At 70.7% G+C, this 23,136-nt stretch carries 20 protein-coding genes and 1 tRNA gene; 11 read left to right on the top strand and 10 right to left on the bottom strand.

The genetic code is table 11. The annotated features are described in order from the left end of the window. Positions 1-86: 86 nt before the first annotated feature. On the bottom strand, positions 87-1,442 hold the full coding sequence (locus Q7C18_RS06210) for a DUF3100 domain-containing protein (protein ID WP_311024633.1): 1,356 nt from the start codon (positions 1,440-1,442) through the stop codon (positions 87-89). After that, positions 1,439-2,632: an amidohydrolase gene (locus tag Q7C18_RS06205; protein ID WP_311024632.1), complete on the bottom strand. Its 1,194-nt coding sequence runs from the start codon at positions 2,630-2,632 to the stop codon at positions 1,439-1,441. Before Q7C18_RS06205 ends, Q7C18_RS06210 begins: the two co-directional genes overlap by 4 nt. 71 nt (positions 2,633-2,703) lie before the next feature. On the opposite strand from Q7C18_RS06205, the gene Q7C18_RS06200 reads away from it, so the two are divergent. Beyond that, the gene (locus Q7C18_RS06200; RefSeq protein ID WP_170922625.1) at positions 2,704-3,759 is read left to right on the top strand and encodes an Lrp/AsnC family transcriptional regulator; all 1,056 of its coding nucleotides are present in this window, start codon (positions 2,704-2,706) and stop codon (positions 3,757-3,759) included. 51 nt (positions 3,760-3,810) lie between these two features. Here Q7C18_RS06200 and Q7C18_RS06195 read toward each other — a convergent pair whose 3' ends face one another. Beyond that, complete coding sequence (locus Q7C18_RS06195) at positions 3,811-4,674, bottom strand: DMT family transporter (protein ID WP_311024631.1); 864 nt, start codon at positions 4,672-4,674, stop codon at positions 3,811-3,813. A gap of 202 nt (positions 4,675-4,876) precedes the next feature. Here Q7C18_RS06195 and Q7C18_RS06190 point away from each other — a divergent pair, with 202 nt between their 5' ends. The 6 genes from Q7C18_RS06190 to Q7C18_RS06165 all read left to right on the top strand — a co-directional run bounded on the left by Q7C18_RS06190 (position 4,877) and on the right by Q7C18_RS06165 (position 11,974). Continuing rightward, complete coding sequence (locus tag Q7C18_RS06190) at positions 4,877-5,800, top strand: CPBP family intramembrane glutamic endopeptidase (protein WP_311024630.1); 924 nt, start codon at positions 4,877-4,879, stop codon at positions 5,798-5,800. 128 nt (positions 5,801-5,928) lie between these two features. Beyond that, entirely contained in the window at positions 5,929-6,600 is a 672-nt protein-coding gene (locus Q7C18_RS06185; protein ID WP_311024629.1) for an ATP-binding cassette domain-containing protein, read from the top strand. Continuing rightward, the gene (locus tag Q7C18_RS06180) at positions 6,597-7,283 is read left to right on the top strand and encodes an ATP-binding cassette domain-containing protein (protein WP_311024628.1); all 687 of its coding nucleotides are present in this window, start codon (positions 6,597-6,599) and stop codon (positions 7,281-7,283) included. Before Q7C18_RS06185 ends, Q7C18_RS06180 begins: the two co-directional genes overlap by 4 nt. Further along, positions 7,280-8,683 carry an MFS transporter gene (locus Q7C18_RS06175; RefSeq protein WP_311024627.1) on the top strand — a complete coding sequence of 468 codons (1,404 nt, stop codon included), beginning with the start codon at positions 7,280-7,282 and terminating at the stop codon, positions 8,681-8,683. The genes Q7C18_RS06180 and Q7C18_RS06175 overlap by 4 nt, the downstream gene beginning before the upstream one ends. A 128-nt stretch (positions 8,684-8,811) precedes the next feature. Beyond that, on the top strand, positions 8,812-10,206 hold the full coding sequence (locus tag Q7C18_RS06170) for an ABC transporter substrate-binding protein (RefSeq protein ID WP_311024702.1): 1,395 nt from the start codon (positions 8,812-8,814) through the stop codon (positions 10,204-10,206). Continuing rightward, complete coding sequence (locus Q7C18_RS06165; protein WP_311024626.1) at positions 10,193-11,974, top strand: ABC transporter permease subunit; 1,782 nt, start codon at positions 10,193-10,195, stop codon at positions 11,972-11,974. The genes Q7C18_RS06170 and Q7C18_RS06165 overlap by 14 nt, the downstream gene beginning before the upstream one ends. Before the next feature lie 47 nt (positions 11,975-12,021). Here the strand turns inward: Q7C18_RS06165 and Q7C18_RS06160 are convergent. Then, positions 12,022-12,097 (bottom strand) — tRNA-Arg (locus tag Q7C18_RS06160). 15 nt (positions 12,098-12,112) lie between these two features. Beyond that, the gene (locus tag Q7C18_RS06155) at positions 12,113-12,796 is read right to left on the bottom strand and encodes a hypothetical protein (protein WP_311024625.1); all 684 of its coding nucleotides are present in this window, start codon (positions 12,794-12,796) and stop codon (positions 12,113-12,115) included. A gap of 135 nt (positions 12,797-12,931) precedes the next feature. On the opposite strand from Q7C18_RS06155, the gene Q7C18_RS06150 reads away from it, so the two are divergent. The 3 genes from Q7C18_RS06150 to sucD all read left to right on the top strand — a co-directional run bounded on the left by Q7C18_RS06150 (position 12,932) and on the right by sucD (position 17,743). Then, a complete protein-coding gene (locus Q7C18_RS06150; RefSeq protein WP_311024624.1) occupies positions 12,932-15,505 on the top strand; it encodes a UvrD-helicase domain-containing protein in 2,574 nt (857 codons plus the stop codon). Positions 15,506-15,627: 122 nt separating this feature from the next. Beyond that, on the top strand, positions 15,628-16,791 hold the full coding sequence (gene sucC / locus Q7C18_RS06145) for an ADP-forming succinate--CoA ligase subunit beta (protein WP_311024623.1): 1,164 nt from the start codon (positions 15,628-15,630) through the stop codon (positions 16,789-16,791). Between the two features lie 16 nt (positions 16,792-16,807). After that, a complete protein-coding gene (sucD, locus tag Q7C18_RS06140; protein WP_070158701.1) occupies positions 16,808-17,743 on the top strand; it encodes a succinate--CoA ligase subunit alpha in 936 nt (311 codons plus the stop codon). A gap of 238 nt (positions 17,744-17,981) precedes the next feature. On the opposite strand, the gene Q7C18_RS06135 is transcribed toward sucD, so the two are convergent. Further along, positions 17,982-18,707: an MBL fold metallo-hydrolase gene (locus Q7C18_RS06135; RefSeq protein WP_311024622.1), complete on the bottom strand. Its 726-nt coding sequence runs from the start codon at positions 18,705-18,707 to the stop codon at positions 17,982-17,984. A gap of 439 nt (positions 18,708-19,146) precedes the next feature. On the opposite strand from Q7C18_RS06135, the gene Q7C18_RS06130 reads away from it, so the two are divergent. Further along, on the top strand, positions 19,147-19,602 hold the full coding sequence (locus Q7C18_RS06130) for a pyridoxamine 5'-phosphate oxidase family protein (RefSeq protein ID WP_311024621.1): 456 nt from the start codon (positions 19,147-19,149) through the stop codon (positions 19,600-19,602). 50 nt (positions 19,603-19,652) lie between these two features. Here the strand turns inward: Q7C18_RS06130 and Q7C18_RS06125 are convergent, their stop codons facing one another. The 4 genes from Q7C18_RS06125 to Q7C18_RS06110 form a co-directional block, all read right to left on the bottom strand. After that, entirely contained in the window at positions 19,653-20,759 is a 1,107-nt protein-coding gene (locus Q7C18_RS06125; RefSeq protein ID WP_311024620.1) for a VIT1/CCC1 transporter family protein, read from the bottom strand. Between the two features lie 100 nt (positions 20,760-20,859). Further along, positions 20,860-21,399: an ester cyclase gene (locus Q7C18_RS06120; protein WP_311024619.1), complete on the bottom strand. Its 540-nt coding sequence runs from the start codon at positions 21,397-21,399 to the stop codon at positions 20,860-20,862. 122 nt (positions 21,400-21,521) lie between these two features. Further along, entirely contained in the window at positions 21,522-22,130 is a 609-nt protein-coding gene (locus Q7C18_RS06115; RefSeq protein ID WP_070158706.1) for a TetR/AcrR family transcriptional regulator, read from the bottom strand. A gap of 53 nt (positions 22,131-22,183) precedes the next feature. Then, on the bottom strand, positions 22,184-23,095 hold the full coding sequence (locus tag Q7C18_RS06110; RefSeq protein ID WP_311024618.1) for an inositol monophosphatase family protein: 912 nt from the start codon (positions 23,093-23,095) through the stop codon (positions 22,184-22,186). Positions 23,096-23,136 lie beyond the last annotated feature (41 nt).

Raw genomic sequence — 23,136 nt, 5'->3', positions numbered from 1 at the left:
GCGTCGTCGATGCGCCCGCGGACGTCATCTCACCATCTGGCCACCACCTGTCGCTCGCTCCGTTCCCGCCGGTCGGGCCGTCCGACTCAGCCGACCCCCAGCACCCCCTGAGCGATGAGCACCGAGGCCAGGAAGGTCGCGGTGAACACCGCCAGCCCCACAGGCACGATCTTCCAGCCCACGGAGCGTAGGATCCGTGCGTCGCGCCCCAGGCCCAGCCCGGCCAGCACCAGCACCGAGGTGGTCATCGGGAGGAAGGCCACCGGCTCCACCAGCGCCAGCACCGTGTCCGCCACGGGGGACCACGGCGTGGAGGCAGCCATGGCGAGGGTCATCGCCGTCACGATCGCGGAGATGCGCAGGAAGCGGCGGGCCAGCAGGCCCAGCACCACGAAGACCACGATCAGGCCCATCCCCGGCAGCGCCGAGAGGGTGACCGCGCCGTCGTGGGCCCAGAGGGCGGCGATCGTCAGCACGGTGGACAGGGCCAGCAGGGCGGCAGGGTGGACCCGCTGCACCGGCGCCTCCACCTTCTGCGCAGACACTTCGACGCCGCTGAGGAACTCCTCGGCCTGCTCGCCCTCGTCAGCACGACGGCGGCGGGTCAGGAGCCGGTAGAACCGGTCAGCCAGGGGAAGGGCCACATAGACGCCGATGTAGAGGCCGAGCGCGGAGCTGAGCAGGTTGCTCATCGCTGCGAGCGCGAGGATCTCGCCCTCCATGCCGGGGAACTGGGCGACCACGGCGTTGGAGGCGGCGGCCATCATGGACCCTGATCCCACGCCGGAGCCCATGGCCAGGGCGAGCGGATTGAACCACCCGGTGCCGGCCAGCATGGAGGCCAGCAGGCCGATCCAGAGGGCGCCGAAGACGGTGCCGAAGATGTAGATGGCCAGCACGCCGCGGATCTCGCGGGACTCGGTCCCGTAGCGCTCGCCCACCATGGCGAAGGAGCCTTCACGGCCGATGGAGAACGTGGCACCCACCGAGGCGCGGCGCATGCCCAGGAGGACTGCCAGGGGCATGGCGATCAGGATCGTGGCCAGGTTGCCGATCTCCTGCAGGACCAGCGCGGGCCCCACCTGGACGAGCAGATCGAGGTTCTCTCCGACCATGAAGGCCAGGCGGGTGGTCAGCAGCAGCACGCCGATCTGCATGGCCACCGAGGCGATCCTCTGAGCGCCCTCCGGAAAGGGCCGCACCTTCTGCAGGCTGACCGTGGCACCCAGCAGCAGCCCCCAGATCAGTGGCAGCAGGGTGAGCGTGCCGATGCCCACGCCGACCTCCTGGGCGCCGATCAGCTCCGCCAGCACGGTCAGCAGCGCACCGACCAGCAGCAGGGGGATCCACAGGCGCGCACGGGAGCGCATCGAGGGCTTCTCAGAGAGATTCTTCGGGTGCTTCTCCGGGGGCGTCACGGAGCGGGGAGCGCGGGACCTCATGCCGGCACCCCCTCGGTGAACGGGGTGCGGGTCGTCTGCTCGGCGATCAGCTCGGCCCGCAGGTCCGCGTCGGAGGCCGCCTCGATGATGGTCTGGGCCATGGCGATGGCGCCGTCGACGGCCGCGGCGTCGCCTCCGGGGGAGACGGCGTCGTCGGCGAAGCCACGAGTGTGGGGCGGTGCTCCGCTGCCGTCGACATCGATCATCGGGTGGATGGCGGGCACATGCTGGGAGACGTTGCCCATATCCGTGGAGCCACCGGTCAGTCCGCCGGTGTCCGCGAGGCGGCGCCCCAGTGCCCGCACCGCGTCACGGTAGGGTCCAGCCAGCCGGGGGTCCTGGCGCAGCGGGGCATAGAGGGGCTCGGTCTCCTCCACCTGCATCTGGCAGCCGGTGGCCAGAGCGCCGGCCGAGAAGCAGTCCTCCACACGTCGACGCAGGCTGTGCAGCGCCTCGAGGTCGAAGTCGCGGACCTCGACGTCCACCACGGTGCGCTCCGGAATGATGTTGGTGGCCTGGCCGCCGTCGCGGACGAACAGGCCGATCCGGGAGGAGGCGGGGACCTGCTGGCGCAGCAGCCCCACCGCCACCTGGGCGACGACGGCAGCGTCGGCGGCGTTGACGCCGTCGGTGGGGGCCGCCGCCGCGTGGGCGGCACGCCCGGTGAAGGTGACGGCGAAGCGCGCGACCCCCTGGGAGGCGGTCTCCACCGGATCGGCGTCGACGGTGCCGGGATGGACCATCAGGGCCACGGTGTGGTGGTCGAAGCAGCCCCGCTCCAGCATGAGGACCTTGCCGCCGCCGTGCTCCTCCGCGGGGGTGCCGACGACCTCCACGGTGAGACCGAGCTCGTCCGCGACGGCGGCCAGTCCGATGGCGGCGCCGACGGCGGCGGTGGCGATGACGTTGTGCCCGCAGGCGTGGCCGATCTCGGGCAACGCGTCATACTCGGCGCAGATCCCGACGACAAAGTCGCCGGTGCCGTACCGGGCGGTGAAGGCGGTGGGCAGGTCCGCCACCGGTGCGGTGATGGCGAATCCGGCGTCGGCGAGCTCGTCGCGCAGCCGGGCGGCGCTGCGGTGCTCCTCGAAGGAGGTCTCGGCCAGGCCGTGGATGTCATGGCTGAGACGGGTCAGGCGCTCGCGGATCTGCAGCACGGACTGGGTGGCGCGGTGGTGGGGTGAGGGCATCGGAGGACCTCTCGATAGTGGTGATCCTGGTCACAGCCACGGTAGGATCGTGCGGCATCAGGAGGTTTCAGGTGCAGGATTCCGTCAGTGATGTCCCGGATGTGCAGGATCCGATCAGGCTGCAGGAGAATGATCTTCGTCTGATTCAGGCGCTGCAGATCAGTCCGCGGGCCGGATGGAGCGAGCTCGGCCGTGCCCTCGGCGCGGCCCCGACCACAGTGGCCCGGCGCTGGGAGCGGCTGGAGTCCTCCGGTGCCGCCTGGGTCTCCTGCCAGCCGCTGCATGGGCGGGACTCCGCCATCGCCGTGCTGGAGGTCGTCTGCCGCGCCGGCGACATCCTGCAGGCGGCCCGCACCTTGGCCGAGGATGCGGCGGCCATGACGATCGACGTCACCGCCGGCGGCCGGGACCTGCTCATCACCGTCACCTGCCCGGACCAGCTGGCGCTCGGCCGCTACCTGCTCGAACGGGTGGCGCAGATCCCCGAGGTCGAATCCGTGCGCAGCCATGTGGTCACCCGGGTGTACCTGGATGCCAGCCGGTGGAGGCTGCGCAGCCTCACGTCGCGGGAGGAGAGCCGGATCTCCAGCGCACCGCGTCCCCCCGGTTCGACCTCCGCTCCGACCATGGACGCTCTGGAGCGCAAGCTCGTGGAGAAGCTCTCCGTGGACGGCCGACGCTCCGTCCAGCGCCTGGCCGAGGACCTCGACGTCTCCGAGAGCACCGTGCGACGCCGCCTGCGCAGTCTGACCGACGCCGGGGCGCTGCGCCTGCGCTGCGAGGTCGCCCGGGGGCTCACCGAGTGGCATGTCCTCGAGTGGTTCTTCCTGCGGGTGCCGCCCGCCCACATCGACGAGGCCGGTCAGGTGCTCGCCGGCATCCCGGAGCTGCGCGCCGTGCTGTCCACCACCGGGCCCGCCAATGTCATCGTCGCCGCCTGGCTGCGCACCGTGGCCGACGGTCAGCGCCTCGAGAGGCGCCTGACCCAGCTGCTGCCCTGGATGGAGGTCATCGACCGCAGCGTGGTGCTGCGCCCGGTCAAGCTGGTGGGCCGGCTGCTGGACGCCCGAGGCCTCGCCGTCGGGACCGTGCCGCTGCGGGGCGACGGCGGCCGACACGGGTGGTGAGCGCCGTGCGGCCCCGCCCCGACGCCGTGTCCGGCCGGCGTGACGGTCCTGTCACCCGGAGACGACCAGCCCGATCCCGGCACAGACGACGGCGGCTCCCAGGGTTCGCCTCACGGGGTCCGGCTCCTTGAACAGCCACCAGGCCAGCAGCGCCCCGATCACGATGGAGGACTCCCGCACCGGGGCGACCAGCGCGACCGGCGTCGTCGCCATCGCATAGAGCACCAGGATGTAGGCCAGCGGGGAGAGTACGGCCACGACGATCACCGGACGGCGGTCTGTGCGCCAGGTGGGACGGATCAGGCTGCGCCGGCGCAGCACCCAGGGGAGCATCACGGCGGACTGCAGCACGCTGCTCAATGCGAAGTACAGGATGGGCTCCAGCCCCAGGGCGGTCACGGCGAAGCTGTCCCACAGGGTGTAGGCGGCGATGGCGGCACCGGTGGCACTGCCGTAGAGCAGGCCGGTCCGCAGGCGGTCGCCGCGGCGGAGCAGACGCCGGCCGGTGACGATTAGGATCCCGCCCACGACCACCGCGCCTCCGGTCAGGGCGGCGATGCCCGGGCGTTCGCCCAGCAGACCGACGGCGACCACCATGGTCAGCACCGGTCCCACTCCACGGGCCACCGGATAGACCACACCCAGATCGGCTCGGCGGTACCCGGTCTGCAGCAGTGTGGCGTAGCCGATGTGGATCACCGCGCTGACCAGGGCGGCGGCGACCAGCTCCCAGCCGTAGGCGGCACCGGTGCGCAGCATCTGGACCAGGCCCACCGGCAGGCAGAGCAGCCCGCCGAGCGTGAAGTAGCACCACACGAACACCGCGGTGTCCCCGCGGGCGGTCTTGGCCGCGAGGTTCCACACCGCGTGGAACACCGCCGCGGTGAGGATGAGCGCCAGGGCCCCGGTGCTCACTCTGGGGCCTCGAGCCCTGGGCCGTGGGGGTCCGTGCGCCTGGAATCGGTCGTCACAGTCGAGAGGCTACCTGAGGGTCCGGATCGATTCGGGCGCAGCGCTCAGGCGCCGCCCGGGGGAGGGGACGGCGCGCTGCACACCGGACCACGCTCGTGACTTTCGGCACCTGCACGCGTCGAGGCCTCCGCCTAGCGTGAGCCTCATGAAAGAAGCACCGCAGGTCTCGACGATGCCGCCCCCTCGACTGTCTCTTCCCGCGAGGCTGAGCGTGACCGTGCTCGGCTGTCTGGCCATCTGGGTCTCCGTCACCCACCTGACGGCCCTGTGGTGGGGAGACGAGATGACGCTGGGCCGGCATGTGGCCAATGCGGTGGGCGTGCTGCTCCTGGCAGTGCCGATGGTCGTGGTCCTGCGTCGACTGATCGATAGGCGGCCGCTGGCCACCCTGGGCCTTCCGGGGTGGAGCACGGCTCTGACGGACCTGGTGCGCGGGATGCTCACTTGGGTGTTGCCGGCCGGGATCGGACTTGCCGCGGTGGTCCTGTTCGGCTGGGTGGAGATCCGTGTCGACGCGGCGCCGGGGGAGCTGCTGGGTGCTGTGCTGCTGCTGATCCTGCTGGTGTTCGTCTTCGAGGCGTTCCCTGAGGAGCTCATCTTCCGCGGGTACATCTACAGGAATCTGGCGGATGTGATGGCGCCCTGGGTGGCCGTCGTCGTGCAGGCTCTGCTGTTCTCCGCCTTCGGCACCGTCCTGTGGGTGATCACCGCCGGGTGGGGCGTGCTCCTCGAGCGGTCCGTCATGTTCTTCGCGATGGCCGTCGTGGTGGGGCTGCTGCGGGTGATGTCCGGTTCGATCTGGGGCCCGATCGGGTTCCACCTGGCATTCCAGGTGACGATGCAGCTGGTCCTCTCCTCGCACTATGCGGCCATCGAGGTCGATGATGAGGCGATCTTCACGCTCGCCACGGCGGTCCTGGCGTTCTGTGCGGCGACGACGGTGGCGGCATTGCTCTGGCGCGGCCCCGTGAACTGGAGCACACCGGAGGCCACCCCGGAGGCCACACCGCAGGCTTCGACGCCTGACGAGGCCGGCCGACGGGCCGACCGGCAGGCCGAGCGAGGCTGAGTGCAGGCGGGATTCACAGTTTGCGCAGGACATGGTTCCTTGGTGTAATTCAGACGCATTCGCAATAGGGGGAGGGCTGCTGTGCTGGTCCTCCCACCGTCGCGCCTGAGACCAAGGAGCACCAGTCCATGTCCGTGCACCCCGCCTCGCCGCCCCTTGTCCACCTGCAGGGAGTCGAGGTCGTCACACGGCGCACCAGGCAGACCCTGCTGAGCGTCCCGGACCTCCCGATCGCCCCGGCATCCCGGGCGGCAGTCATGGGTCCCTCGGGGGCAGGGAAGTCGATGCTCCTCTCGGCACTGACCGGCCGACTGCCTGCCGGCGTCGAGATGACCGGGCTCCGGCGCGCAACCTCTGATCTGCGCATCGGATTCGTTCCTCAGCGGGGAGCCGACGCCGTGCACCCGCTCATGCCGATCGCGCGCCAGCTGCGAGCCGTGACCGGAGCCGACGCCGCCCGCATCCGGCAGGTGCTGGCGGCGGTCGGACTGGACCTCCAGCTGCTGGGCCGACGGCGGCCGGCCGAGCTGTCCGGCGGTCAGCTCCAGCGTGTGGCCATCTCCCTGGCATTCCTCGGCTCCCCGGCACTGGTCATCGCCGATGAGCCGACCAGTGCACTGGACGGCGCCTCCCGAGACGAGACCCTGGCCGTCCTGAGCGAACTTTCGGAGACCACGGGCAGCGCCCTGGTGGTCGCCACCCATGACCCGCAGGTCCGCGACCGGCTGGACGCCCAGCTGATCCGCGTCGCCTCCGGCCAGGTGGCTCTGGGACTGGACAGGGAGGCAGAGGCCGCGTGAGCACCGCGATCCTCGAAACGCACGGCATCGGTGCCGTCTACGGCACCCGACGACGTCCTCTGACCGTCCTGCACCCCACCGATGTCGCGCTGCATGCGGGGGAGTCCGTGGCGGTGATCGGCCGGTCCGGGGCCGGCAAATCCACGCTCGCGGAGATCATCCTCGGGCTGCGCCTGGCCAGCACCGGTCATGTCACGGTGCACGGCGAGCTCTTCTGCGGCGCGGGCCGTGCACCACAGGCGCACCGGCGGCGTCTGGTCCAGGGGATACCCCAGGATGCGGGAGCCTCCCTGCCGCCACGCGTGGCGGTCCGCACCTCGATCGAACGGGCGCTGGCCAGACTCGGCGTCGACGGCGACCCCGGAGCGCGGATCGCGGCCGCCGCCGAGATCGCCCGGCTCGAGCCCGAGCTGCTGGACCGCACGCCCCGCCAGCTCTCCGGAGGGCAGGCGCAGCGTGCGGCGATCGCCCGTGCCGTCGCCGTCGGACCGGATGCCATCGTGGCCGATGAGCCCACCAGCGCCTTGGACCCGTCCACCTCGGCTGACCTCGCAGAGGCGCTGCTCGGTCTGCCGGCCCGGACCGGCGGAGCGCTGCTGGTCGTCACGCACGACGACGCGCTGGCCGCCGGATGCGACCGCACGCTGACGGTCCGGGACGGTGTCGTGGAGCAGGCCCGATGACCACCGGCGACTCGCTGCGGTCCGTGCTGACGCTGCAGCTGGTGTTCATGCTGGGCTTCTCCGCAGTGGTCCCGTTCGTCGCGGCCATCGGGCAGCACCGGTTCGCCCTGGACGCCTCGGCCGTCGGCATCCTGGTGGGTGCGAGGGTCCTCGCGCAGCAGGGACTGTTCATCGTCGGTGGGCTGTTGACCGACCGATTCGGCCCGCGGGCCCTGCTGCTCGCCGGCTGCCTGCTGCGAGCCCTGGCGTTCGGGGTCATCGCGTGGGCGCCGCACGCGCCGGCGTTCGTCGTCGGCGTCGTGCTCGTGGGCCTGGCCGGAGCGCTGTTCTCACCTGCCGTGGACGCCCTCGTCGGGCGCATCGACGCCCGACGACGCCGTGCAGCGGACCACGGCATCCGGCGCGGTCCGACCCCCTTCGCGGCTCTGCTGATGGTCAGTGAGCTCGGAGGCGTGATCGCTGCGCTCGGCGCCGCCAGGGTCATGCCCGAGCATTCCTCAGCAGTCGCCGCGTTCTCCGCGGTCATCTTCCTCGGAGCCGCGGCCGCCGTCCTCCGGCTGAGCTCCGCCGCAGTCGAGACGCAGCCCGGGCCGCGGAGCCGCGATTCGGGTGCTCCGGGGACGTCAGCGCGGGCGTCAGCGCGGGCACCAGAGGGGACGTCCGGCCCGCAGCTCGGCGTGCGCGTGCTCCCGCTGGCGATCGCCTGCTCGGCCCTGTTGGCGGTCTACGCTCAGCTGTTCTCGACCGTGCCGCTGGCCCTGGCCGACCACGGGCTCCCTCCGGGGCACATGGGGGCGGTGGCCGCCTCCCTGTCGGCGGCGACGCTGGTGCTGCAGTGGCCCCTGTCCCGAGCCGCCGAGCGGATCGGCCGGGGAACGGCCGTGATGCTGGCGCTCGGTCTCTCGGCCGCGGCGTGCCTGTGCGCATTCGCCGGTCAGCTGCTCCTTCCGTCTGGGGCACTGACCGGGCTGCTCTGCGGCGTGGCCGTCCTGGTGGGCGCGTCCCTGATGCTCGGCAATCCGAGTGCTCAGTCGCTCATCGCCGAGGGTTCGGGGCGGCGGAGGGCCACACGCCTGGCGTTGGTGCCGACCGCCGGAGGGGTGGCGGCCTTCCTCAGCACCACGGTCACCGGTGTCGTCTCGGGCAGTGCCAACACCTCGGCCGCATGGCCGGTCGCGGCCGTCCTGCCCGCAGTGATGATGCCGCTGGCCTGGTATGCGCTGGGCCTGGGCTCCCGTCATCACCGTCGCCACCGTCACCCCGCTCAGTTCTCACCCTCCGGACCACCCGCCCCACCGGCACCATCCCTGGCGGCGTCCGCCGGCGCCCCGAACCCCCATTCCCCGAACGCTCACCCCTCGACGACCCACCCCTCGACCACCAAGGAGCACACGCAGTGAACCGTCCTCTCCGCGCCCGCGCGATCACCGTCGGAGCCCTCGCTCTGGCTCTTCCCCTGACCGGCTGCTTCTCTGCCGAATCGGCCGAGACCTCCGGCTCCGGGGACGACGCCCGCCTCACCCTGGCCATGATGCAGCCTCCCCGGTCCGGGCTGAGCCCGCTGAGCGACGACGCGTTCAAGCTCTCCCGCTGGAGCACCGCCGAGACCCTCGTCGCGCTCGACGACGACGGCGACCCGCTGCCGCTGCTGGCCACCGAGTGGGAACAGACCGACGACCACACCTGGCGCTTCAGCATCCGTGAGGACGTGACGTTCCACGACGGCTCGCCCCTGACGCCGGAGGCGGTCGCCAACTCTCTGCGCGTCGCCTCCGAGGCCTCCCCGCTTCCGCGCATCCTCGACGGCGTGGAGCTGGAGGTCGAGGTCGACGACGAGCAGGTGGTGCTGACCACCGGTGAGCCGGACCCGCTGCTGCCGAACAGGCTGTCGAGCCCGCAGCTGTCCATCCTGTCCGAGGACGCCTACACGGGCAGCACGGTCAGCCCGATCGGCACCGGGACGGGGCCCTTCGAGCTGGTCGCCGTCGACGGGACCTCCAGCGCCACTCTGGACCGGTACGACGACTACTGGGGAACACCGGCTGCGGCCGCCGGCATCGACGCCGACTTCGTGCCCGACGGCACGGCGCGCGCCGCCGCGCTGCGCACCGGGACCGCACACCTGGTCGAGACCGTCCCTGCCGGCCAGGCCGCCTCGATCGACGAGGACCTGCTGCATGAGGTGCCCATGCCGCGCACCAACACCCTGTACCTGAACGCCGACTCCGGTCCGTTCGAGGACCCCGCGGTCCGAGCGGCGGCGCGTGAGGCGATCGACCGGGCGGAGATCATCGCCTCCACCTACGAGGACCGGGCCGACGAGGCCGTCGGCCTGCTCGGGCCGGCGCTGCCCTGGACGCTCGAGGAGCGGGGGAGCGAGGAGTACGAGGAGATCTTGGAGGATCGTGCCGAGCCCGCCGACGTCGACGGTGTGCAGATCAGCCTCGGCACCTTCACGGACCGGGCCGAGCTGCCCGAGGTCGCGGTGCTGCTCGAGCAGCAGCTGGAGGCGGTCGGGTTCGAGGTGGTCCAGGACGTGCGCGAGTACCAGTTCATCGAGTCCGATGCGCTCGACGGGGCCTTCGACGCGTTCATCCTCTCCCGTGCCACGATCCTGGACTCCGGCGACCCCGTGGCGTACTTCAGCGCGGACTTCACCTGCGCCGGAGGGTTCAACATCTCGCAGCTGTGCGACCAGGACGTGGACGCCGCCGTGCAGGCGGCCTCACAGCTCCCGGCCGGGGATGAGCGCCGCGAGGCCATCCTTCTCGCCGAGGCCGAGATCCTTGCCACCGACACGGCGATCCCGCTGCTGCACGAGCGGGTCATCCAGGGTGAGACCAGTGACGTGCACGACGCGATCCGGGACCCCCGCGAGCGTGCCCTGGTGGACGAGCAGACCGGCCGCGATGAGGAGCGGTGACCGCCGGGCCCTGATCTCGCGGGTCCTGGCCGGGTTGGGCCTGCTCGTGGTGGTCGGGGCCCTGCCCTGGCTCTCGCAGCGAGACCCGGCGCTGTCCGTGCTGCGGGCGCGCTATGCGGAGCTGGAGCCGACGCCGGAGGCCGTCGCCTCGGTGCGTGCCGAGCTCGGCCTGGACGGCGGCCCGTTCGCGATCAGCGCCCGCTGGTGGCTGGGAGTGCTGAGGGGGGACCTGGGGGAGTCCTGGGTCTCGGGGAACCCCGTGGGTCCGGGGGTGTGGGAGGCCGTGGGCGTCTCCGCCACGCTGACGCTGTTGGCTGTGGTGGTCTGCCTGCTCGTCGCCGCCGCCCTGGTGGCCCCGGTGCTGCGGGCCGTCGCCCGGGATCGGCCCGTGCGGGGTGCCGGGCCGATGGGTGTGGCGCTGACGGCGCTTCCCGAGTTCCTGCTGGCCAGCGGGTTCCTCGTCGTGCTCGCCGTGCATCTGCGCTGGTTCCCGCCGTACGGGTGGGCTGGACTGGAGACCATGATCCTGCCCGCGGCGGCGCTTGGCATTCCCGCCGGCGGCCTGTTCGGCCGTCTGCTGGGCGACGCGCTCGCCGGGTCCTCCCGGGAGTCCTGGGTGGCCGTCTGGCGGCTCGCCGGAGCTCCGCGCCGAGTGATCCTGCCCGCCGTGATGCGTCGGGCCGCCGCCTCGGTGGTGGACCAGATGGGGCTGATCGTGATCGGTCTGCTCGGCGGAGCGGTCGCGGTGGAACAGATCTTCGCCGTCCCCGGACTGGGCCGGTACCTGCTGGGCGCCGCCAACGCTCAGGACCTGCCGGCGTTGCAGGCCGGGGTGCTCGCCATGGCGGGCGCCGCCGTCGTGATCGGCGTGGGAGCTGGTGCGGGACGACTGTGGCTGCTCGGCGGGTCGCTGCCCGCCGGAGCGGTGTCCGCGCCGCCGGAACGGCCGCATGGCGACCGGCTCGCGCAGTGGACGTTCGGGATCGGCTGTGCGCTGCTGGGTCTGCTGCTGGTCGCGGGGCTGCCGCGTGACCCGTACGGGATCGTCCATGACAGGCTCGCCGCGCCGTCGTGGGATCTTCCGTTCGGCGCGGACGCCAGCGGCCGTGATCTGCTGGCCCGGGTCGCCCATGGGGCGCTCGGCACTCTGGTGCCCGCGCTGGCGATCGTGGTGCTGGCGATCGTCATCGGGCTGGTGCTCGCGTTCATCCCGCACGCCGTGCGGGGGCCGATCGAGGTCGCCAATGCGACCCCGCCGGTGATCGCCGGAGTGGTGATCGCCGCGCTGATGGGGCCCACGATGGGCGGGGCCGCGGCCGCGGTGCTCTGGGTGAGCTGGCCGCCGCTGGCCTCCCACGCGGTGGCGCTGGTGGACGAGGCCAAGGCGATGCCGCATGTGACATGGCTGCCGCTGGCCGGAGTGCGGCCCGTCGAGATCATGATCCGGTACGTGGTGCCGGTGGTGGCCCCGGCGTTGGCCCGGCACGGCATGCTGCGGCTGCCCGGTGTGGCGCTGGCGCTGGCCTCGCTGGGGTTCCTGGGGCTCGGCGCGCAGCCCCCGACGCCGGACTGGGGCCGGCTGCTGGCCGAGGGCATCGACTACGTGGAGCGCGGACCGTGGGCGACCGCCGCCCCGGCGGCGGCGCTGGTGCTCGTCTCGGTGATCGCCGTGGCTGCGGCCTCGCTGCAGGGCTCACGGGTGCGCTGGCCCCGCCGTCGTCGGGCGGAGGCCAGGCCGACGGCCGAGGTGGGACCGCGGGGCGGGTGAACCGGGTGCGCCGGGAGACGGCGCCGTCTGCCTGAGCGACGACGATCTGGTGCCCCCGGCAGGATTCGAACCTGCGACACCCGCTTTAGGAGAGCGGTGCTCTATCCCCTGAGCTACGGAGGCTGGGACCCGACCATCCTACCGGTTGCCCAGCGGGCGCGCGGTCCGTTCCACGGAGCGTCGCACCATCGCCATGATCACCGCGATGATCAGCAGCGAGCCCACCACCGCGAAGAGCAGCCAGCTGCTCACGGTGAGGGCGGAGGCGGTGTGCACCAGGGAGGAGTCCACGCTCTCAGCGGTGAGGATCTCGTCGATCAGGAAGTTCTCGGCGATGTCCATGGCGCTGAACAGGCCCGCGGCGGCCAACAGCAGCCAGCGCACCACGGATTCGCGCATCATCAGCCCCACCACCGCCCAGGCGGTGAGGAAGAAGGAGACGGGGAACAGGATCCCGGCGGTCTTGTGCACGAAGTTCAGCTGGCCGATCGCGGCGTCGTCCATCACGTTGCGCAGCCGCTCGATGTCGGAGGCGTCATAGCCGGTCAGCAGCGCATCCGGCATGGAGAAGCCGCCGGTGAACTGCGTCATCTGCGGCAGGGCGATCAGGTGCAGATAGATGAACAGGAAGACGGTGGTGCCCAGCAGCGCGTAGACCAGCATCCGTGGATTGGACTGTGCCTCGTCGGCGGCCCGCTGGTCGGTGCCGGAGAGGAACCTGGGCCCCGCGGAGGGCCGTCTCCCGGAGGAGGGTCCGCGGCCCGACGTCGCCCCGGAGTCCGCGGCTGGGTTGCCGCGGGTGGCCTTCCGTCGTCTGGACATCCTGTTCCTTCCTGATGATCAGCGCAGGCGCTGCGGCCCTGCCGTGAGAGGTGGCGGGTCCGGGCTCCATTGTTGCAGAGCGCGGGATGCGGCCCGCGGGCGTCCGTCACAGCCCGCCCTTAGACTTGAGGGACCATGGAGTTCCTCTTCACCCCGCCCTCAGAGCGTCCCTCCGAGACCGCCCGCGCCGCCAAGGCCGCCGACGACGGCGCCCCGGCCGTCCTGCAGGATCCCGCCGCCTCCGGCGGGTCCCCGGGATCCGCGACCGGTGCGGTCACCCCGGCCGACCCCACCCGTGGCCTGAACCCTCAGCAGAAGGAGGCGGTGCTGCACACCGGGTCCCCGCTGCTGATCGTCGCCGGCGCTGGCTCCGGCAAGACGAGCGTGCTCACCCGGCGCATCGCCCATATGCTCCAGACCGGAGCGGCCCGCCCGCACGAGATCCTGGCGATCACCTTCACCAACAAGGCCGCCCGGGAGATGAAGGAGCGGGTGGTGAGCCTGGTGGGCCCTGCGGCGGAGCGCATGTGGATCTCCACCTTCCATTCCTCCTGCGTGCGGATCCTGCGCGCCGAGGCGGCGAACCTGGGCCGGAAGTCCGCCTTCACCATCTATGACGCCGCCGACTCCCTGCGGCTGATCACCACCATTGCCAAGCTCCATGACCTGGACCCCAAGCGGTTCGCTCCGCGGGCCATCAAGAACCGGATCTCCACGCTGAAGAACGAGCTGGTCGATGCCGAGGAGTTCACGGCCACCGCGCCGAACGAGCCCTTCTCAGAGGCCGTGGCCACCGTGTATCGGGAGTACGCCCAGCGGCTGCGTCAGGCCAACGCCTATGACTTCGACGACCTGCTCGCCGAGACCGTCTACATGTTCGACGCCTTCCCCGGCATCCTGGACGGCTACCGGCGGCGCTTCCGCCATGTGCTGGTGGACGAGTACCAGGACACCAACCACGCCCAGTATCGCCTGGTCCGCCAGCTGACCGGAGGCCCCGGCGACGGCGTGCAGACCCCGGGGGCCGAGCTGACCGTCGTCGGCGACTCGGACCAGTCCATCTATGCCTTCCGCGGTGCGGACATCCGCAACATCACCGGCTTCGAGCGGGACTACCCGGACGCCACCACCATCAAGCTGGAGCAGAACTACCGCTCCACCCAGACGATCCTCGACGCAGCCAACGCCGTGATCTCCCAGAACCCGGGACGCACCGAGAAGAAGCTGTGGACCGACGAAGGTTCCGGCGAGCCCATCACGTTGCATGTGGCGCCCTCCGAGTCTGACGAGGCCGAATGGATCGCCCGCACCATCGACGACCTCGGGGACCGGGAGGGCATCCGGCCGGCCGACGTCGCCGTGTTCTACCGGACCAACGCGCAGTCCCGCTCCCTGGAGGAGCGCCTGGTCAGCCGCGGCATCCCGTACCGGGTGGTCGGCGGCACGCGGTTCTATGACCGCAAGGAGATCAAGGACGCCCTGGCGTACCTGCACGCGCTGAACAATCCCGACGACGACGTCAACCTCCGCCGCATCCTCAACGAGCCCAAGCGCGGCATCGGAGACCGGGCCGAAGGTGCGGTCGCCGCGCTGGCCCAGCGGGACCGGACCACGTTCTTCGAGGCGCTGCGCCGGGCCGAGGAGGCCCCGGCCATGGCGACCCGCTCGCTGAAGGCCGTGGACTCCTTCGTCCGGATGATGGACGACCTCGCCTCCCTGCTGGAGTCCGAGAAGCCCTCGGTGGTGCTGGAGGCGGTGCTCGAACAGACTGGGATGCTCGAGGCGCTGCGGCAGTCCAAGGATCTGCAGGACGAGTCCCGGGCGGACAACCTCGGTGAGCTGGTGGCCGTGGTCAAGGAATATGAGGCCTCCACCGAACGCGGCACGCTCGCGGACTTCCTGGAGCAGGTCTCCCTCATCGCCGACGCCGACGCCGTCCCGTCCGCCGGAGACGCCGAGTCCGAGAAGCTCGCCCAGGAGCAGGGTCAGGTCACGCTCATGACGCTGCACACCGCCAAGGGACTCGAATTTCCTGTGGTCTTCCTCACGGGCATGGAGCACGGCATCTTCCCGCATGCCCGCTCCATGTCCGACGGCGAACAGCTGGCTGAGGAGCGTCGCCTGGCCTATGTGGGGCTCACCCGGGCCCGGCAGCGGCTGTACCTGAGCCGCGCGGAGTCCCGCCACCTGTGGGGCCAGCACCAGTACAACCCGCCCAGCCAGTTCCTCGGCGAGATCCCCGAGGACCTGCTCCATGTCGATGCGGCATCGTCATCAGGCCTCGGCGGAGGGTTCTCCGGGGGTCTGGGCGGCCATCACTACGGGACGCCCAGCTTCGGTGGTGGCCCGTCCTCACGCGGATCCGTGGGTGGCTCCGGCTGGTCCTTCAGCGGCGGCTCCGGCGGGGGCCGCTCCGGCGGAACCGGCCGGGCAGGGCGCTCCGAGCCCACCGTCTATGGGGCGGCGAACAGCGAGAAGACGTCATCTTCGCTGCCCGGGGCGACCGGCGGCGTCGCGCCCCGTCAGGTGGACCCCAGCCGGACGATCCCCTCCCTGGCCCCCGGTGACAAGGTCTCTCACCAGAAGTTCGGTCGCGGCGAGGTGCTGGCCGTGGAAGGCACGGGGGACAAGACTGTGGCGAAGGTCAGCTTCGCAGGGACCGAGAAGCGTCTGCTCCTGCGATATGCTCCCCTGGAGAAGGCCGACTGAGCCTTCAGGCTCAGCGTTGCGCCCAGCGTGCAGCGTGGCCGCTCAGCCCGTGCCGGCGGGTCCCGCCGTCGACGTCGGGCTGAGGTTGTCAGAAACGACTTCGACGCAGAAGGACACCACCCGTGGACCTGTATGAGTACCAGGCGCGCGATCTGTTCGAGGCACACGGAGTTCCCGTGCTGGCCGGAATCGTGGCGCAGACCCCGGAAGAAGCGAAGGCAGCTGCTGAGCAGATCGGCGGCGTCGTCGTCGTCAAGGCTCAGGTCAAGGTCGGAGGGCGAGGCAAGGCCGGCGGCGTGAAGCTGGCCAAGACCGCCGACGAGGCCTATGAGCACGCCAAGGCGATCCTGGGCATGGACATCAAGGGGCACACCGTGCACCGGGTGATGATCGCGCAGGGCGCGGACATCGCGGAGGAGTACTACTTCTCGATCCTTCTGGACCGCGCCAACCGCGACTACCTGGCCATGTGCTCCAAGGAGGGCGGCGTCGAGATCGAGCAGCTCGCCGAGGAGCGCCCCGAGGCGCTGGCGCGGGTGAACTTCGACCCCAACACCGGCATCGACGCCGGCAAGGCCGCCGAGATCGCCGAGCAGGCCGGCTTCTCCGCCGACGAGGTCCCCGCCCTGGCCGAGGTGTTCCAGCAGCTGTGGACCGCGTTCTCCCAGGAGGACGCCACCCTCGTGGAGGTCAACCCGCTGGTCAAGACCGGTGAGGGCACGATCATCGCCCTCGACGGCAAGGTCACCGTGGACGAGAACGCCGACTTCCGTCAGCCGGGCCACGCGGATCTCGTCGACGAGCAGGCCGAGGACCCGCTGGAGGCCAAGGCCAAGGCCAACGACCTCAACTACGTCAAGCTCGACGGCGAGGTGGGGATCATCGGCAACGGGGCCGGTCTGGTCATGTCCACCCTCGACGTCGTCGCCTACGCGGGCGAGGCCCACAACGGTGTGAAGCCCGCCAACTTCCTGGACATCGGAGGCGGCGCCTCGGCCGAGGTGATGGCCAACGGCCTCGACGTCATCCTCGGTGACGACCAGGTCAAGTCCGTGTTCGTCAACGTCTTCGGCGGCATCACCGCCTGCGACGCCGTGGCCAACGGCATCGTCAAGGCCCTGGAGATCCTGGGCGAGGCCGCCACCAAGCCGCTGGTGGTCCGCCTGGACGGCAACAGCGTGGAGGAGGGCCGCCGCATCCTGCGGGAGGCCGACCACCCGCTGGTCACCCTGGCCACCTCCATGGACGAAGGCGCCGACAAGGCCGCCGAACTGGCGAACAAGTAAGGACTGAGGATCGAGCATGGCTATCTTTCTGAACAAGGACTCCAAGGTCATCGTCCAGGGCATCACCGGCGGCGAGGGCTCCAAGCACACGGCCCGCATGCTGCTGGCCGGGACGAACATCGTCGGCGGCGTCAACGCCCGCAAGGCCGGCACCACCGTCACCCACACCGATCAGCACGGTGACGAGGTCGAGCTGCCCGTGTTCGGCTCCGTCTCCGAGGCGATGGAGAAGACCGGCGCCGACGTCTCGGTGGTCTTCGTGCCGCCGAAGTTCGCCAAGGACGCCGCCGTCGAGGCCATCGACGCCGGCATCGGCCTGCTGGTGGTCATCACCGAGGGTATCCCGGTGCAGGACTCCGCCGAGTTCTACAACTACTCGCTGACCAAGACCGGCGCCGACGGCAAGCCCGTCACCCGGATCCTGGGCCCGAACTGCCCCGGCATCATCACCCCGGGCGAATCGCTGGCCGGCATCACCCCGGCCAACATCACCGGCAAGGGCGGCGTCGGGCTGGTCTCCAAGTCCGGGACCCTGACCTACCAGATGATGTACGAGCTGCGTGATCTCGGCTTCTCCACCTCCATCGGCATCGGTGGTGACCCGGTGATCGGCACCACGCACATCGACGCGCTGGAGGCCTTCGAGAACGACCCGGAGACCAAGGCGATCGTGATGATCGGTGAGATCGGCGGCGACGCCGAGGAGCGTGCGGCCGAGTACATCAAGGCCAACGTCACCAAGCCGGTGGTCGGCTACGTGGCTGGCTTCACCGCCCCGGAAGGCAAGACCATGGGCCACGCCGGCGCCATCGTCTCCGGTTCCTCCGGCACTGCGGAGGCCAAGAAGGAGGCCCTCGAGGCCGCGGGCGTGAAGGTCGGCAAGACCCCGTCCGAGACCGCGCACCTGCTGCGTGAGGTCTACCCGGTCGCGGTGGAGCCCTCCGCGCTCTGACGCTTCCCGCACGCAGTTGAGGCTCGCACCCATGGAGCTCGCCGAGTTCGCTCCAGGGTGCGGGCCTCAGCTGTCTGTGGGGCGTGCTGTCTGCGGGCGTGCGGGCCCATTGCCCCGCCCTGACGGCCTCTGCGGTCGAGGGGTCATTTCCCCGTGGATCTCGCGCTGCTGAAGCGCTTCTAGTTCTGCGGAATGTCCGGGATTCTGACTCCTGGATGAGCGGGGCCCACGGGCGGTGTCAGGTCTCGTCGTCGCGCGCTCCGCTGGCCCAGTCGATGTAGCGCCGGGCGGACCGTTCGACGGCCGCAGCGGCGTCGGCGGAGATGTGCCGGGCGAAATTGCCGTAGAGCCTGTCGTAGTCATGCTGCGCGGCATGATCGGCGAGGCGACGCACCACAGCAGGGGAGAGCGGGATCATGTTCGGGTAGGAGCGCATGAACGTGACCCACCCCTGGTCCGCCACGGGGAAGATGGCGTCACCGCTGAACAGCACGCCGCGCCCATCTGGAGCCCTCCAGCGGGCCACCATGGAGCCGGGGAAGTGTCCGCCGATCTGGGTGGCCACCAGGTCTTCGGCGATCTGCACCCGATCGTCCCAGACCACGGTGCGGGCAGGGCGCAGAGCCAGCCAGTGCTCATCCGCGGCGGAGACGTACACGCCCGCGTCGCTGAACGCCTCAGCCCACAGCGACTGCACCCCGTACATATGAGGATGCGAGGCCAGGACCGCCGCCACCCCGCCCACCGATGCGACGACGGCGACGGCGTCGTCGTCGATGTAGGCCGGGGGCTCGATCATCACGTTCCCGATGCTCGTGCGTACCAGGCTGGTCACCTGCCCGATGCCCGGGCCGTCGTGCAGGACCAGACCGTGCACCCCGGGCTCCCGAGTGATCAGCTCCAGGTGCGCCCCGGCCTGCGCGGCCTCCTGCGGGGAGGTCCACGCCTGGCCCTGGGGCGGCACGTGCTGTCGCTCGTCGGCGCAGATCGGGCAGCGGTCGGGGCGATCGTGAGGTGGGCGCTCCACCCCGCAGGTACGGCACTGCAGCACCCGTCGACGCGGTGCGGTGGGAGCTCCGGAGGGAAGGGAATCGGCTTCGGCGGGTTGGCCGGTCGGCGGGCCGGAAACGCGATCGGCAGGGTCATCGGCAGCGTGATCGGTGGGCATGGCCTCATGCTGATCCTGCGCGGCATCGGGGCGTCAAGAGTCGCGGGCCGACGGTGAGGACGCAGGCGGTGGTGCCGTCCCCCGAGGGGCCGGCCACTCGGGTGAGCAGTCAGCCTGACGGCGCAGCATGGAGGCGCGTTCGGCGTGTGTCCTACGAGATGTAGGAGAGCGGTGGGAGGCGGAGTAGACTTCGAGCCCCGCGCACCTCCTGCGCGGCGGGAGAGAGGACCATCCCATGATGTTCGATCATCCCGAAGATACTCCGATCCTCATCCTCACCTCCGACGAGAGCTGGCAGCTCCTCGAGGGGGTGCGGCACGGTCGGCTCGTCACCGTGGTGGCGGGCCGGGTCGACATCTTCCCGGTCAACGTCGTCGCCGACGACCGCACCCTGGTGTTCCGCACGGGGGAGGGGTCCAAGCTGGCAGAGGCCACCATCAACGACGACGTCGTGTTCGAAGCCGATGGCATCCTCGACGATGAGGCATGGTCTGTGGTGGTGCGGGGGACGGCCCGGGAGCTGCGCACCGATGCAGAGCTGACCGCAGCGCGTGAGCTGGACCTGCACCCGTGGACCCCCACGCCGAAGGAGCACTTCGTGCGGATCGCTCCCACGGAGATCAGCGGTCGGCACTTTCGGCTCGGTGAGCAGCCTGAGCAGCAGCTCGGCGACGGCACGGGGGCTGCCTGAGCCGGTCGACGCAGAAGGTTCGCCCGGCTGCGGCAGGAACGCTCAGGCCATCAGTCGAGCACGACGCCGAACGCTGAGCCCAGCGCGTAGGTGATGGCCGCAGCCCCCATGCCGATGCCCAGCTGGCGCAGGCCGCGCAGCAGCGGGGAGGCGCCGGAGAGCAGGCCCACGATCGCACCGGTGCACAGCAGTGCCACCCCCACCAGCGAGAGGGAGAGCACGACGGCGGAGAGCCCGGCCATGCCGAACAGATAGGGCAGCACCGGGATCAGCGCCCCGGCGGCGAAGCAGCCGAAGCTGGAGAATGCGGCCGTCCAGGCGCTGCCGACCACGTCATGGTCGTCCTGGTCGCCCTCCTCCACGGGCTGCCAGGACTTCGACGGGTTGCAGTCGCAGTCGAAGACTCCCAGGCGTTCCATAGCGCGGTGTTCGGCGTCCTCACGGCTGAGTCCTCGAGCCCGGTACACCAGCACCAGCTCGTTCTGATCGAAGTCCAGATCCGGGGCGGCCTTCAGGGTGACCTGAGTGGGGCGGGTGGCGGCCAACAGCTCCCGCTGGCTGCGTACCGAGACGTACTCCCCGGCGGCCATGGACAGCGCCCCGGCGAGGAGTCCGGCGATGCCGGTGGCCAGGATGATCGAGGCCCCCACGCCGGTGCCGCCCATGCCCATGATGAGAGCCAGGTTGGAGACCAGGCCGTCATTGGCGCCGAACACGGCCGCGCGGAACCCACCGGAGAGCTTCTCCCGGCCCCGAGTGGCCAGCCCTCGGACGACCTCCTCGTGGATGGCCTCGTCGGCCGCCATGCCGGCGGTCGCATCCGAGTCCTTCGCGTAGGGGGAGTCAGATTCGGCCCGCTGGGCCAGGGCAAGGATGAACACGGAGCCGAAGATCCGCGCCATCCAGCCCAGCAGCACCCGGTGGGCCGAGGGGGAGGGCAGCTTCTCCGCCTGGGGGCCCAGCAGCTGCCGCCAGTGGTCGGCATGCCGTTGCTCCGCCTCGGCGAGCCCCCGCAGGATCAGGCGTTCCTCGCCCTGCTTGCGTTCGGCGAGGTCCGCGTAGAGCTTCCCCTCGGCGATCTCGTCGGCCAGGTAGCGCCGCCATCGGCGGATCTGTCGGCTGGTGGGCGCGGGCGGGGCGCCGTCGTCGGTGGTCACACCACCATTGTTCCCAGCTTGAGCACGCGCCGACAGTGGGTCGGACACTGTGACGATTCTTCGGGATCCCTAAATCTCCCCGGTCCGCGCCGGCTTGCTCTCACCGCAGGAGTCGGCTGAGAGTCATTCCGGCCGCCGCCCCGCCCAGCAGTCCTCCGGCCAGGGCGAACCATGTTCGGTGCCCGGCCAGCCACATGGAGATCAGCCGGGTGGAGGAGATGCCGCCGATCTGCGTGAGCAGGGTCATCAGGTCCGAGCAGATCCATTCCTCAGCGATCCTGCCGTTCTCCACGCGGTAGATCTCATGGCTGAGGTAGTCGATGCGCTTGCCGGTGGGCTGGATCCCGAGGAACTCCCCGCGATGGGTCCCTGTGAATCTCACGCGCATCGCGACGAGGTCACCCTCGGCGAAGATGTCCTGGATGTGGACTCTCAGGTCTGGAAAGGCGGAGAACATCATCTGGATGTTCCTCCTCCATGCGGGAATGCCTCGCTTCTGCGTGGGCATGCCGGCGATGTTGATGCGGAAGTCATCGACCATCATGTCCACGACGGCGTCGAAGTCCTGTCGTTCCAGCGCGTCGAAGGCGGCGCGCAGCAGCGGGACGGGCTCGATGGTGGTGGGTCGTGATGTGGTCATGGGGTGCTCCCCTCTCCGAGGCAACATCTTGTACATTGCATCTGCATTGCATTCTAGGTGCAATGCAGATGCAATGTAAAACAGGGGCGTCGACGAGTGGCGACAGCGGTCAGACAGCGGCGTCAGGCCAGGACGGCCGCGATGTGGAGGCGGAGGATGCTCTCGGCATCGTCGACGTCGAGGCCGGAGCTGAGCACCTGGATCGCCAGGCCGTCGGTGAGGGCCAACAGGGCGGCTGCGGCGGAGGGGGCATCGCTCTCGGACTCTGCGGTCGCCGCAGGGCCGGACGCATCCCGAGCGCTCCGAATCCAGTCGGCCAGGAGCATGCGCATGCCGTCGTTGCCTTCTCGCAGATATTCAGCGGCGGAGGAGTCGAGCGAGGCATGAGACATGAAGGCCAGCGCCACCCGGCCGTCCGCCCGTTCCTGCTCTGACCGGGGGAGAAGCGCGGTGAGGACGGCTTCCAGGGCGGCGGTGGGCTCCGGGGCCTCGCCGAGGGTGGAGAGCGCCTTCTGCATCCGCTCCCCGTATTGAGCGCTGGCGGAGCGCATGGCGAAGTCCAGCATGGCCTCCTTGGTGGGGAAGTAGTGCTGGACCATGCCGCCGGTGACTCCCGCTTCCGCGGCGACGCTGCGGAGGCTCACCGCTCCGAGGCCGTGGTCGGCCACCACTCGTCTCACGGCGTGTGCCAGCAGCTCCCGGCGCTGGTGGTGGTCGACCTTCTTCGGCATGGTGACATCGTGCCACAGGGCTCCCGCCGAACTTGCCGGACAGCTCGGCGTGCTCAGTCCCCGCGGCGGGCCGCCACGCCCGCCAGGAGGCGCCGGGCGGTGGGGGAGTCCACGCCGGGGGCGAGGCCCAGATAGTGCGGCGCCAGGTGATCTGAGGTGCCGCCGTCGCCGGAGGCGTCGTCGGCCCCGTCGGGCAGTCCCACGTAGGTGCCGCCGGCGCGGCGGAGGATGTGCATCCCCGCCGCCACGTCCCAGGGGCAGGTGTCCACGCCGAGGACGACGTCGGCCCAGCCGGCGGCCGCATGGCAGAGCTCCAATGCCCCGGACACCAGCCGGCGCACCGTCGCGAAGGTCGTCACCGCTTCGGCGAAGGTCACCAGGGCCGCCTGGCCGTCACGCTGCAGCGCCTCGGCGGAGGGGTAGCTGGTCACCAGGTTCAGCCGACGGTCGTCGGGGCCGAGAGCTCCCTGGGTGCTCTGCCGGCCGGTGAGGGCGCGTTCGACGCCGGCCGGGCCGCCCTCACGCAGCCAGGCGCTGTCGTCGTCGGCGGAGAAGGTCAGCTGATTGACCGGATCATGGACCACTCCGGCGACCACGACGCCGTCGACGGCCGCTGCGATGGACACGGAGAACATCGCGAATCCATGGGCGAAGTTCGAGGTGCCGTCGATCGGGTCCACGATCCACTCCACCGCGCCGGAGCCCTGGGAGCCGCCCTCCTCGCCGGTGATCCGCGAATCCGGCACGGCTGCTGTCAGCAGCTCCACCAGCCGGACCTCCGTGGCGGAGTCGTAGTGGGTGACGAGGTCGTGGGCGCTGGTCTTCTCCTGGGTCTCCACGGCCGTGCGGAAGGCCGCGGCCAGGGCCGGGCCGACGTCGTCGGCGGCGTGCATCGCCGCATGGCGCAGCAGTGCGGGGGAGGGGGGTTCGGTGGACGGCGACTGCGGGGCGCGAGTGTCTGTCACGGGACCAGCGTAGCGGGGTGTCGGCTCGGCGGCGGGGCTGA

The organism is Nesterenkonia sp. CL21 (assembly GCF_031705515.1).
GTDB classification, from domain to species: Bacteria; Actinomycetota; Actinomycetes; order Actinomycetales; family Micrococcaceae; genus Nesterenkonia; species Nesterenkonia aethiopica.
This window is presented reverse-complemented; position numbering and strand designations above follow the sequence as displayed.